Raw genomic sequence first — 12,471 nt, 5'->3', positions numbered from 1 at the left:
GAGAAGATGAATCAGGAAAATAAGAAAAAAGCGTCATTTCTGACCAGCGAATTCTACCTTGCGATGTTTCTGGTGATAGTGCTGCTGCTTCTTGCGGTGTTTGCCAGAGGATTTTACAATCTGAATAACATCATGAGTCTGCTGAACACCTTCAGCTATACGCTGATTGCCGCTGTCGGAATGAACATGATTATTTTAACATCAAACATTGACGTATCCACAGGTTCACTGATTTCAGTAATCTGTATTGTCATAGCAGCAATCGGAAAAACCGGCGCTCCGTTTGGCGTACTGCTTCCGGTAGCCATGATCGTAGGCGCTGTACTCAGCACGATCAATGGCCTGCTGGTGGCAAAGCTGAAGATCCCTGCTATCGTTGCGACGCTGGCAACCACACAGATTTTTCAGGGGGGTCTGCAGCTGGCAGTTGAAGGTTCGATCTATGACCTTCCGGCATCTTATACATGGCTGGCATTTGACGCAAAGATTTTCGGAATTATTCCGGCCAGTGTGCTGATCTGCCTGATTGTAGCTGTATTCGGTCTGATCTTCATGAAATATTCCAAGTTTTCAAAGAAGATCTATGCGATCGGAAACAACATGACCAGCGCCCGTCTGACTGGAATTAACGTAAATAAGACAGTAATTCTCACATATGCGATTGCAGGGCTTTTCTTCGGAGTCTCTGCTACAATCATCGGAACTGCCGGACAGCGTGTGACCACTACTATGGGAAGCGGTCTGGAGATGACATTTATCGCGGCAGTTGTGCTCGGCGGAACCAGTTCTGCGGGAGGATCAGGAAAGCTGATCGGGACCGTGGTCGGAGCTTTTATCCTTTCCATGATTTCACCGGCTATCAATTACATGGGAATCAGCGCCGACTGGGCAGATGCCATCAAGGGTGCGATCATTATCATTTCTGTATTAATGTCTGCTGCTAAGAATATTAAGAAAAAACGGATCATTTCCGTAGCGAGTGTAGGAGGTGAGGCATAATGGAACAGAAGAAGAAATTTAAATTCAGTTTTAACCTGGCCTTACTCGTGATCTGGATTGTGATCTTCCTGTTAATCGGAATTAAGGCACCCTCTTTCTTTAATGCCAATTATATCATCAACGTTATGCTGAAGAACATTGTAGAAATCGGCATGGTCGCTCTTCCGATGACAATGATTATTGTAACAGGCGGGATTGATCTTTCAGTAGGCAACATCATGGTTTTGTCCTGTATGCTGGGCGGTATGGCGGCTGCAGGTACCGGAAGCAGTGTCGCCGGCATCATTGTGACAGTTGCAGTCGGGGGAGTCTGCGGGCTGATTAACGGCCTGATGGTCGCCAAGGCAAAGATATCAGAGATGATAACCACACTGGCAACCATGTACCTGTTCCTGGGCCTGGCCAGAGGTATTTCCGGAGGGGACAGCGTATATTCGTATGATTTCAGCGGATGGTGCGGCAATACAATGGTAGGCCCGCTTCCGATTCAGATAATCTTCTTTGCGGTGCTGGCAGTAATCTTTGTGATAGTTTTACAGAAGAGTACATTTGGCCGTAAGCTGTTTGCCATCGGGCTGAATAAAAACGCCGCGAAATACGCCGGAATTAACACAGAGAAAATTCAGATTATTATCTTTACGGTTACCGGTATCGTCTGCGCACTGGCCGCGTTTATCTTTCTGGGACGGTTTACAAGCGTAAAATATGACGCGGGTACGAATTTCAACCTGAAAGTTATCACGATCGTAGTCCTGGGCGGCACCAGCATCATGGGCGGCGTCGGCGATATGAAGGGAACCCTCCTGGGTACGTTGATTATCGCTACGCTGAACAGCGGCCTGACTGTAATGAATATCCCGATCGATGTACAGACCATCGTTCAGGGTGCGGTGCTGTTGATTTCTCTGATCGCGTTCTCCATTGTGTCGTCCAGAGAGAAGCAGAAGAAAGTGATAAAGATCACTTCTTCCGAGCATACAGCCGTTTGACAACTGATTGTAATTTAATTTACAATAAATTCTTCTAAAAAAATGGGAGGTAAAGTATGAAGAAAAAAACATTATCCAAAGTAGTAGCAGGTGCGCTTGTAGGTGTTATGGCTATGTCCATGCTGGCCGGCTGCGGCGATTCCAAAAGCACTTCCACAGCAGCCAGCAACTCTGGCAGCAAGAGTGAATCTTCTGCATCCAGCAGCGCGGTGTCATCCAGCAGCAAAGCGACTAGCAGCAGTTCTGAGAAAAAAGAGACAGGCGGCGATGTGACGATCGCGATGCTTCCTAAATTTAAAGGTGAGAACTATTTCGATGCCTGCAAGGGCGGGGCACAGGAAGCGGCAGACGAGCTGGGGATCACCCTTCTGTATGACGGACCTTCACAGGATCAGGCTACGAATCAGAAACAGGTAGATATCCTGGAGGGTTGGATCGCACAGGGAGTTGACGCTATCGTAGTATCGCCTAATGATCCCACCGCTATTGCTCCGACACTGAAGAAAGCTCAGGATCAGGGAATCAAAGTTGTATCTTTCGACGCTGACGCACAGGAAGATGCCCGTGACCTGTTCATCAACCAGATTAGCGCTGACGCAGCCGCTAAGGGCCTTCTGGATGCAGCTGCTCAGGATCTGAAAGAAAAAGGCTATGGAAATGGCAAAACAGCTAATATCGCTCTGGTATCCAGCACCGGAACAGACGCGAACCAGGTTGCATGGGAGGCAGCTATCGATGAGCTGCTGAAGACAGACGAGTATAACTTCATGGTTATCAAGAATAAAGAAACAGATGTGTACTATCCTGGGACTGATGAGACTAAGGTTAACAGCGAGGCTGCTACTCTGATGGGAAGAATGGGAGAAGGCGACGACAAGATCCAGGCTGCAATCGCTCTGTCTTCAATGGCGACTCCCGCCCTGGGCGCTCAGTATGCTTCTGCTTCCAGCAAACCGGATGCAAGTAAGATTTCCCTGACCGGACTTGCTACCCCGAATGCCCTGAAGACTTACATCAAGGATGAAACCAATCCGCTGAACACAGGCGTTCTGTGGAACTGCGCAGATCTGGGCTACCTGGCAATCCAGGGTGCTTACCAGCTGATCACCGGTGACATCACCTCTGATTCTACTTCCATCAACGCAGGAAGACTCGGCGAGAAAGTGATCGAAGACAAACAGTGTATCCTGGGGGATGCTTTGATCTTCGATGCAAGCAACGTAGACGAATTCGATTATTAATTCGGATTGTCAGAATATATCGAAAGGACCCGCTAATGCGGGTTCTTTCTGTATGTGGATAAATTTCGGTATGGGCAACTATACCTTTTTTTGGTATAATAAAAAAAATAAATACATGAGAGGAAAGATCTATGCGTTATATAGAAGAAAAAATATCCCCCCGGTATCCGGAAGGGGCGAAAAAAGACACTTATCAACCGGTACTCTATGGATACCTGCAGGACAGGAGTCCCCAGCTGATACATTCTGCGAAGCGCATGGCAGTAATCGTCTGCCCGGGCGGGGCGTACCGGTTTAAATCTGACCGGGAGGGAGAACCTATCGCTATGCGGTTTCTGGCAGCAGGTATGCAGGCCTTTGTCCTGCAGTATTCTGTAGCTCCCAATCAGTATCCGGCGGCTCTTCTGGAGCTGGCTGAGGCAGTGGCTCTGGTCAGGACGCATGCGGAAGAATGGGACATCGATCCGGAGAAAATTATGATCTGCGGCTTTTCAGCGGGCGGACATCTCTGTGCGTCGCTGGGCACTCTTTGGAAGGAGCCGTTTATCGGAGAAAAACTTGGCCGGCCGGAGTATTTGTGGAAGCCTGATGGGATGATTCTGTGTTATCCGGTGATTTCCATGGCTGAATTCGGCCATGAAGAGTGTCGCAAGCTATTAATGGGAGATCAGCTTTCAGATGAATGGTCAAAATTCCTGTCCCTTCAGAACAGAGTGACGGAGGACACGGTGCCCGCGTTCATATGGAGCACCCAGGAGGACGAAGAGGTGCCGGTAGAGAATTCGCTGTTGTTTGCGTCGGCGCTGCGGAGATGTCATGTGACCTTTGAGCTTCATATTTATGAAGAGGGAGTACATGGCCTGGCACTCTGTGATGCCACTACAGAAGAGAGGAAAGCGCAGATAGTGCCTGATAACGCCGGCTGGATCCGCCATGCGGTGCGTTGGCTGCGCCGCAGATGAATACCAGGACGGGGGGAGAAGGAGTGAAGCCAGGGAAGAATAAAATGAAAATCAGCAGCCGGCTGTCGCTCGCCTACGCCCTTTTAGTGACGGTATTCGTGATTGTAGCGGTGTTCATTTTTTATCGTTATTATTACGCGCAGATTTATGACGAAGGCAAGGAAAATCTTGTACAAATTTCAGATACTGTTATGGCTCAGGTGGACAGCCATCTGAATACCCTGGACCAGGTAACCATTGACGTGATGACCGGAAGCAGCTTTTCGATTGCCTGGAATCACTGGCTGACTGATGAAAGGACATACGCGGATACGGCAACGCTGAGGAGGAGGCTGGTGGACGCCTATAAGAACCGTTCCAATATCAGGCGTGTGGCGATCTATAATCTGGATGGGGAATACATCTGTACCGGAACGGCTGAGCCGGAACAGGAAGCAGTCCGCGAAAGAGCTCAGAATCTGATTAATAATTACAACATGAATCAGGCGACCAGCCGTGTGTACCTGGGTCAGACGGAAGATTTCTGGGATGATTCCCGCGGAGTAACAGTGGTGACGGAGATCAAGCCGATTAAAAATGCGGATACAGTCATCACAGGCTTCATTGAAGTGCAGCAGAATGTGTTTTACATGGATGAGGTCTGCGCGGCGACGATCAACGGAAGCGAAGTGGGTGTGGCTGTGCTCATGGATGATACAGACGAATATTTTTACAGCAGTATGGGTAGGGACGAGGAATATATGGAGAGGCTGGCCCAGATTTCCAATCAGTATTCCAGGATACGGCAGACGAAGGATGAAATGATTGCGATTGCCCCTTCTAATTACTTTTCCTGCAGAACAATAGTTGTGGTACAGAAATCTGTTCTGAATGCTGCTGTCAATCAGGTGCTGAAAGGCATTATTCTCGTAGCTTTCATCATGATTGTATTAAATGCGGTGTTTTGCCGGATTATCACCAGGGTGATCATGAAGCCGCTGAATTCCCTGGTCCGGCACATGGAAAAAATAGACATTCATAACTTTGGAGAAAAGGTGCTGATACGTGCGAAATCGCCGGAGACGGATATTCTGGTAAACTCCTTTGAACGCATGGCTAAACGGCTTCAGGAAGCGCTGGAACGCCAGAAAAAAATGGAGCTGGTGCAGAATAAGGCATTATTTGACGCACTTCAGTCGGTTATGGGCCCTCATTTTCTGTATAATTCCCTCGGTGGGATTGCCAATATGTGTGAGCAGGGTGAGAATGAAGAAGCGGCAGACGCCTGCTACAGCCTGACGGAAATCCTGCGGTATGCGGCAGATTATGAGGTAACGGAGGTGACCATCGGGGATGAGATGGATAATCTGAAATCCTACTTGTCGATTATGAAAAGCAGGTACCGTCAGCGTCTGGAATATGAGATCCATATGGATGATGAATGTAAATATCTTCTGATTCCGAAGCTTACCTATCAGCCTCTGGCTGAAAATGCGATAAAATTTAGCCTGATAGAGCGTGAAACGGTGGTAATCAAGATTTCCACCACCTGCTCTAATGGTAAGGTAACCGTGGAAGTGGCTGACAATGGTTGTGGGATTTCTGAAGAGGCGGCAGAGAAAATAAGGAAGCGGCTGAAAGAATTTTCCGAAGAGGAAGTAGCATTGTATACATCCGCCAAGGTACAGTTTGGCGGGATGGGGCTTGGCGGGACATTGATCCGTCTGTCACTTTTCTATGGGGACAGCTTCTGGTATGAGCTGAATCCTGAGAATAAGGAAGGCGGAACCAGTATCCTTTTTGGATTTGACAGGTAAATATACTGTAATGCGTGCCCCGGCGGGGCGGGGGAACAGCTAACGCTGTTCTACAAAGTATACCCGCAGGGCATCCCGTAACACATGCTCCTGGCGGAGCGGGGAACAGCTGCGCTGTTCCACAATGTATGAAAGGGTGAGAGATGGATGTATCAGGTACTTTTAGTAGATGATGAGCCGGCTGCTATCTCCATGGAGCGGAGGATTATTCAGAGAAAAACTGAAAAATTCCAGATTGTGGGCGAAGTTTATGGGGTCGATGAAGCCATCGCCATGTATGAAAAGCTTAAGCCAGAGGTCATTCTGACCGATATGAAGATGCCGAAGAAAAGCGGCGTGGAATTGATTAAATATGTGATGCAGCAGGGCGAAAGTAATGTGATTTGTGTGGCCGTCAGCGGATATTCTGATTTTGACTATGTCCATGACGCGTTTTCTTATGGTGCCTTTGATTACCTGCTGAAGCCTCTGGACCCTAAGAAAGTTGAAGAGGTATTCCGGCAGATTGAGAAGGTCCTGGATGAGGATAAAGGGAAAGAGGACGTTTCGCCCCTGCCTCCTGCAGGGAAGATCAGCGATCAGAAGATGGTAGAGGAGATTGAAAAGTTTATACGCAAAAATTTAAGCGGAAACAACAGCATTCTTACCATCTGCAATACCTTTGGCATCAACCAGCCCTATCTGAGCCGGATATTCAAGAATTGCTGCAACTGTACGTATAACGAATTCCTGACCAATATACGGATTGAAGAGGCTAAGAAGATGTTGGAGACGGATGACTACCTGATCGGACAGATTGCGGAGTTTACCGGATTTAACGGGCAGTTCTATTTCAGCCGGGTGTTTAAGAACTCAACCGGCTATACTCCGAAGGAGTACCGAAGCAAAATGCAGGAAGAGAGAACTGGAGCGAACGAATAGGAATCATGAATCCGTGCAAATGAGGACACTTTTTTTTACAAACAGGGTTCTTAATTTCCCGTGCGGGTTCTGATATAATAAAAACAAGCTAACATATGGAAACATATGAGAAGGAGGATTCCATGAGTAAGTATTATGCAGCAGTAGATATGGGAGCGTCCAGCGGACGCCTGATGGTGGGCTGGACTGAGAATGGAAAGATGCAGCTGGAAGAGATTCATCGTTTCGAGAACGGTATGGTTAAGAAGGATGATGAGCTGTGCTGGGAATTTGACCGTATCTTCCGGGAGATTGTCACCGGGCTTAAGAAATGCAAAGAGCTGGGCAAGATTCCTGTCAGCCTGGGTGTGGACACCTGGGGCGTTGATTTTGTGCTGCTGGACAAAGATGGCGGGGTTTTGGGGAACACGGTAGGTTATCGTGACCACCGGACTGACGGCATGGATGAAGAAGTATATAAGATTATCTCACAGAATGACCTCTATGCGCGGACCGGCATTCAGAAAGCAATTTATAACACAATTTATCAGCTGATGGCGGTGAAGAAGAAATATCCGCAGTATATGGAGCAGGCAGATTCCCTGCTGTTTGTGCCGGATTACTTCCATTATCTGCTGTGCGGCAAAAAGGTGAATGAATATACGGAAGCGACCACGTCTCAGCTGATCAACGCCCAGACCAATGACTGGGATTATGAGCTGATGGACATGCTTGGCTACAAGAAAGCCATGTTCAATGAACTGGTCATGCCGGGCACCAGCCTGGGGAATTTAAGGCCGGAGCTGGCAGAGGAGATCGGCTATGATCTGGAGATCGTAGTTCCCTGCACCCACGACACCGGATCGGCTGTCCTGGCCGTGCCGGCGAATGATGACGATTTTGTATACATAAGCTCAGGCACCTGGTCCCTGATGGGCGTGGAGATGGCCAGGCCGGACTGCTCCCAGCAGAGCTGTGACCTGAATTTCACCAATGAAGGCGGTTATAATCACAGATTCCGCCACCTGAAGAACATCATGGGTCTCTGGATGATCCAGTCAGTCAGACATGAGTACGGAGATAAATACGGATTTGCCGAGATCTGCGAGATGGCAGAGGAAGCAAAGGATTTCCCGTCCCGTGTGGATGCCAATGATAACTGCTTCCTGTCTCCGGACAATATGACTCAGGCGGTAAAGGATTACTGCAAAAACAGCGGCCAGCAGGTGCCGGAAACCCTGGGTGAGATAGCTACCGTCATATATACCAGTCTGGCAGAATGCTATGCCAGAACCGTAAAAGAGCTGGAAGAGACAACCGGACGCACCTATTCCCGCATTCATGTGGTGGGGGGTGGTTCCAATGCCGGCTATCTGAATGAGCTGACGGCCAAAGCCACCGGAAAAGAAGTCCATGCCGGCCCAGGCGAGGCGACAGCCATCGGCAATATCACAGCTCAGATGCTGAAAGCAAAGGAGTTTGCATCCGTGGAGGCTGCGCGTGATGTAATCCATGAATCCTTTGGAATAAAAATTTATCAGGCCTGAAACAAGGAGGAAAAAATGACAGTAAAAGAGAAATACGAAGTTGCTAAAGAGATGTATGCGAAAATCGGTGTGGACACCGACAAGGCAGTGGATATCCTGAAAAAAATCCCGGTATCCATGCACTGCTGGCAGGGAGATGACGTGACTGGCTTTGATCATGACGGCCCTCTGACCGGAGGTATCCAGGCCACAGGCAACTACCCGGGAAAAGCCAGGACGCCGGAAGAACTGATGGCTGATATCGACGAAGCTTTTTCGCTGATTCCGGGAACCAAGAAGCTGAATCTGCATGCAAATTACGCAATTTTTGAGCCGGGCGAATTTGTTGACCGCGATAAACTGGAGCCGAAGCATTTCCAGAAATGGGTTGATTTTGCGAAGAAAAGAGGAATCGGCCTGGACTTCAATCCCACGTATTTCTCTCATGATATGGTTAAGGACGGGCTGACACTGTCCAGCCCGGACCCGGAGGTGCGTAAGTTCTGGATTGAGCATGGCAAGGCGTGCATCCGCATTTCCCAGTATTTTGCTGAGCAGACCGGATATCCCTGTGCGATGAACATCTGGATTCCGGACGGCTATAAGGATGTGCCGGCAGACCGTCTGGGGCCGAGAGCGAGATTTAAGGATTCCCTGGATCAGATTCTCTCCATCGATTATGACCGGTCCAAGGTCCTGGTTTGCCTGGAATCCAAAGTGTTCGGCATCGGCCTGGAATCCTACACCGTTGGTTCCAGTGAATTCACAGTGAATTATGCCGCCCGGAACGGTATCATCAGTCTGATGGACAACGGACATTATCATCCGACGGAGGTAGTATCGGATAAGATTTCTTCGATGCTCCTGTTCAATGATAAGATCGCTCTCCATGTGACCCGCCCGGTGCGCTGGGATTCCGATCATGTGGTGCTGTTTGACGACGAAACCAAGGAGATAGCCAAGGAGATTGTCAGAAATGACGCGATAGACCGTGTCCTTCTGGCGCTTGACTATTTTGACGCCAGCATTAACCGTGTATCCGCGTGGACAGTGGGTATGCGCAACATGCAGAAAGCCCTGATGTACGCGCTGTTAAGCCCGAACGCTAGGCTGAAAGAGCTGCAGGATAACAGCCAGTTCACAGAGCTGATGATGCAGCAGGAAGAGATGAAGACGTATCCATTCGGTCTTGTATGGGATTACTACTGCGAGAGCTGCGGAGTCCCGGTACAGGAAGACTGGTTTGAGGAGATTCAGTCCTATGAGAAGGACGTTCTTGCCAGGAGAGCATAAAAATGTAACAGAGATCCGCCCGCCGCAGGCTGTCTGTACTGTGAGCCGGGCGGGTTTTTTATTGTTAAACCTTTTGGGAAATGTTATAATCTAGTATGTATATCCTGGGTTTTTGGGATTAAAAATGGACAACAGAAAAATATATATGGCATAGAGTAATACTCATGGTGAACGTATCGAAGAGTGGAGTAAAGCAGGGATACAGAATGGGGGAATTGGATGAACCGTGATCTGCTGGAACGGCTGCGGGCCATAACGGAGGAGGAACAGAAGATTCTGGACGGAGGTGCGGAGGTGGAGAAGGGGCTATACACTTCCGGAGAAGAATTTACGGTTGACAGCACTAAAATGCTGGAGGCCGGGAATCTGATCACAGTCCGGACCCATACCCGGTTTGTGCATTTTCCGCTGCACCGCCACAATTATGTAGAAGTGATATATGTCTGTGAGGGCGCGGTAACTAACAGAATCGGCGGGCGGGATATTACGGTGAAAAAGGGGGAGCTTCTGTTCCTGAATCAATATACGAGGCATGAAATACTGGCGGCCGGAGAGAGCGATATCGTCATAAACTTTATTATCCTGCCGGAATTTTTTGATGTGGCCTCCAATATGATCGGAAAAGACAATGTCCTGGCGGAGTTTCTGGTGAACACGCTGAGGAAGGATGAGCAGAGGGGTGAATATCTGTATTTTAAGGTGTCGGAGATACTCCAGATCCAGAATCTTCTGGAGAACATGATCTATTCCCTGGTCATGAAGCAGAAGGATCAGAATTTGATTAATCAGACGACCATGGGCCTTTTGTTCCTGTATCTGCTGGATTCAGTCCAGTACGCTGAGACAAGGGGGCCGAACCAGTACGAGAATATGGTTATGATGACCACTCTGGACTATATTGGACAGAATTACCGCACAGCCACCCTGACGGAGCTGGCGGGCCGGCTTCATCTGCCCATACATTCCCTGAGCAAGCTGATCAAAAAATCCAGCGGGTATAATTTTAAGGAACTGCTGCAGCGGAAACGGCTGGGAAAGGCCGTCAGTCTGATGTGTGAGACGGATCTGCCGATTCATGACATCATAGCTGCTGTGGGATACGAAAATAACAGCTATTTCCACAGGATGTTCAAAGAAAGGTATCACATGACACCCAGAGCGTTCAGATTGAAATTTGGAGAAGAAAAAAATGTGAGGTTATGAAAAGTTTTTTGTTGACTTTTTTCTTTATTTCTTGGTAAAATACATTACGAATCGAGTGGCCCGGGGCGTAAATCCAGATATGGATTTACGCCTTTTTGTGTGAAAATAATTCATGATGCACCAGCTCTCGGGACAGGTTGGAAAAGATTCCAAAGAGATTAGATGGAGGTTTGACATGAAAGAAAAAGAATCAATGAACAGTATGGGAACCATGCCCGTCAATCGGCTGATGCTGTCTATGGGAATTCCGATGATTTTATCCATGATGATTCAGGCACTCTATAATATTGTAGACAGCGCCTTTGTATCCAACATGGCGGGAATCGGTGAAGCCGCGTTGAATGCGCTGACGCTGGCATTTCCGGTACAGATGCTGATGGTGGCTATTGGGATTGGCACAGGAGTGGGGACGAACGCGCTTCTGGCTAAAAGCCTGGGACAGGGAGATCAGAAAAAGGCCAGCAGGGTGGCGGGAAATGCGATATTTCTGGCTGGCGTCATATATCTTGCGTTTTTGATTTTTGGGCTGGCTGGAGTCAGGGCTTACGTGACGTCGCAGACATCAAATGCGCGGATACTGGAGATGGCGTCAGATTATTTAAGCATTTGCTGCGTGACTTCATTCGGCATCGCGTTTTTTTCTATCTTTGAAAAGGTGCTCCAGGCCACGGGAAGGTCGCTGCTGTCTACGATCGCGCAGGTGGCGGGAGCAGTGACTAATATTATTCTGGACCCGATTATGATATACGGGCTGCTGGGATGCCCGGAGATGGGGGTGAAGGGTGCCGCATATGCCACAGTGATTGGGCAGATTGTGTCGATGGTACTGGCGCTGGCATTCCATTTGAAGTATAATAGAGAAATAACGAACGGGCTTTATTATCTGAAACCATCCTGGGAAGTGATCGGGAAGATCTACACGATCGGACTACCTGCCATCATCGCCCAGGCGTTGATGTCTGTCATGACTTATGGGCTGAATGTGATCCTGGTGAGGATTGATGAGACGGTTGTTACCGCCTATGGGCTCTATTACAAGATCCAGCAATTTATACTGTTTGCGGCTTTTGGGCTGAGGGACGCCATAACGCCGGTTATTTCTTTTAACCACGGGATGAAAAGCAAAGCCAGGGTGAGGGCAGGTATTAAGTATGGAATGATTTATACCTGTGTAATTATGGCTGCCGGACTTCTGGTGATGGAGATCTTTGCCGGGCCTTTTTCGACCGTATTCGGGCTGTCCGGGGAGACGCAGGAGCTGTGCGTGGGCGCGATGCGGGTGATTTCCCTGAGCTTCTTGTTCGCAGGGATTAATATCGCATCCCAGGGGATATTCCAGGCGCTGGACAGCGGGCTGGAGTCACTGGTCATTTCTGTCTGCCGGCAGTTCCTGTTCGTGCTGCCGGTGGCTTGGGGATTTTCGCAGATGGCGATTCAGTCAATGGACAATATCTGGATGGTGTGGTGCACCTTCCTGATCGCGGAAGGTGTTTCAACGGTTATTGCCTGCATTTTTATGAAGCAGGTTTACAAGAAAAAAATCAGCGTATTGGAGGGTTAGA

10 protein-coding genes are annotated in these 12,471 nt (G+C 48.7%); all 10 read left to right on the top strand.

The window, feature by feature from the left end; all coding sequences use genetic code 11:
- Window positions 1–6: 6 nt before the first annotated feature.
- Window positions 7–999 carry an ABC transporter permease gene (locus H9Q79_RS06810; RefSeq protein ID WP_249329498.1) on the top strand — a complete coding sequence of 331 codons (993 nt, stop codon included), beginning with the start codon at window positions 7–9 and terminating at the stop codon, window positions 997–999.
- Window positions 999–1,988, top strand: a complete 990-nt coding sequence (locus tag H9Q79_RS06805; RefSeq protein WP_249329497.1) for an ABC transporter permease — start codon at window positions 999–1,001, stop codon at window positions 1,986–1,988. The genes H9Q79_RS06810 and H9Q79_RS06805 overlap by 1 nt, the downstream gene beginning before the upstream one ends.
- Window positions 1,989–2,044: 56 nt before the next feature.
- Window positions 2,045–3,229, top strand: a complete 1,185-nt coding sequence (locus H9Q79_RS06800; RefSeq protein ID WP_249329496.1) for an autoinducer 2 ABC transporter substrate-binding protein — start codon at window positions 2,045–2,047, stop codon at window positions 3,227–3,229.
- Window positions 3,230–3,360: 131 nt separating this feature from the next.
- Window positions 3,361–4,191, top strand: coding sequence for an alpha/beta hydrolase (locus H9Q79_RS06795; protein WP_249329495.1), 831 nt, complete (start codon window positions 3,361–3,363; stop codon window positions 4,189–4,191).
- A gap of 44 nt (window positions 4,192–4,235) precedes the next feature.
- The gene (locus tag H9Q79_RS06790) at window positions 4,236–5,987 is read left to right on the top strand and encodes a cache domain-containing sensor histidine kinase (RefSeq protein WP_249329494.1); all 1,752 of its coding nucleotides are present in this window, start codon (window positions 4,236–4,238) and stop codon (window positions 5,985–5,987) included.
- A 147-nt stretch (window positions 5,988–6,134) separates the two neighbouring features.
- Window positions 6,135–6,908: a response regulator transcription factor gene (locus H9Q79_RS06785; RefSeq protein WP_249329493.1), complete on the top strand. Its 774-nt coding sequence runs from the start codon at window positions 6,135–6,137 to the stop codon at window positions 6,906–6,908.
- A 122-nt stretch (window positions 6,909–7,030) separates the two neighbouring features.
- Window positions 7,031–8,434 carry a rhamnulokinase gene (rhaB, locus tag H9Q79_RS06780; RefSeq protein WP_118646539.1) on the top strand — a complete coding sequence of 468 codons (1,404 nt, stop codon included), beginning with the start codon at window positions 7,031–7,033 and terminating at the stop codon, window positions 8,432–8,434.
- A 15-nt stretch (window positions 8,435–8,449) separates the two neighbouring features.
- Complete coding sequence (locus tag H9Q79_RS06775; protein ID WP_118646541.1) at window positions 8,450–9,706, top strand: L-rhamnose isomerase; 1,257 nt, start codon at window positions 8,450–8,452, stop codon at window positions 9,704–9,706.
- A 219-nt stretch (window positions 9,707–9,925) separates the two neighbouring features.
- A complete protein-coding gene (locus tag H9Q79_RS06770) occupies window positions 9,926–10,909 on the top strand; it encodes an AraC family transcriptional regulator (protein ID WP_118646543.1) in 984 nt (327 codons plus the stop codon).
- A gap of 175 nt (window positions 10,910–11,084) precedes the next feature.
- Window positions 11,085–12,470, top strand: coding sequence for an MATE family efflux transporter (locus tag H9Q79_RS06765; protein ID WP_249329492.1), 1,386 nt, complete (start codon window positions 11,085–11,087; stop codon window positions 12,468–12,470).
- Window position 12,471 lies beyond the last annotated feature (1 nt).

The sequence above is a fragment of the Wansuia hejianensis genome (assembly GCF_014337215.1).
Classification (GTDB): Bacteria; Bacillota; Clostridia; order Lachnospirales; family Lachnospiraceae; genus Scatomonas; species Scatomonas hejianensis.
The sequence above is the reverse complement of the archived record's forward strand: the minus strand, read 5'-3'. Positions and strand labels throughout refer to the sequence as shown.

Coding starts and splice junctions, on each gene's coding strand:
- H9Q79_RS06810 (WP_249329498.1), top strand. CDS start 7: ATGAATCAGGAAAATAAGAAAAAAGCGTCATTTCTGACCAGCGAATTC.
- H9Q79_RS06805 (WP_249329497.1), top strand. CDS start 999: ATGGAACAGAAGAAGAAATTTAAATTCAGTTTTAACCTGGCCTTACTC.
- H9Q79_RS06800 (WP_249329496.1), top strand. CDS start 2,045: ATGAAGAAAAAAACATTATCCAAAGTAGTAGCAGGTGCGCTTGTAGGT.
- H9Q79_RS06795 (WP_249329495.1), top strand. CDS start 3,361: ATGCGTTATATAGAAGAAAAAATATCCCCCCGGTATCCGGAAGGGGCG.
- H9Q79_RS06790 (WP_249329494.1), top strand. CDS start 4,236: ATGAAAATCAGCAGCCGGCTGTCGCTCGCCTACGCCCTTTTAGTGACG.
- H9Q79_RS06785 (WP_249329493.1), top strand. CDS start 6,135: ATGTATCAGGTACTTTTAGTAGATGATGAGCCGGCTGCTATCTCCATG.
- rhaB (WP_118646539.1), top strand. CDS start 7,031: ATGAGTAAGTATTATGCAGCAGTAGATATGGGAGCGTCCAGCGGACGC.
- H9Q79_RS06775 (WP_118646541.1), top strand. CDS start 8,450: ATGACAGTAAAAGAGAAATACGAAGTTGCTAAAGAGATGTATGCGAAA.
- H9Q79_RS06770 (WP_118646543.1), top strand. CDS start 9,926: ATGAACCGTGATCTGCTGGAACGGCTGCGGGCCATAACGGAGGAGGAA.
- H9Q79_RS06765 (WP_249329492.1), top strand. CDS start 11,085: ATGAAAGAAAAAGAATCAATGAACAGTATGGGAACCATGCCCGTCAAT.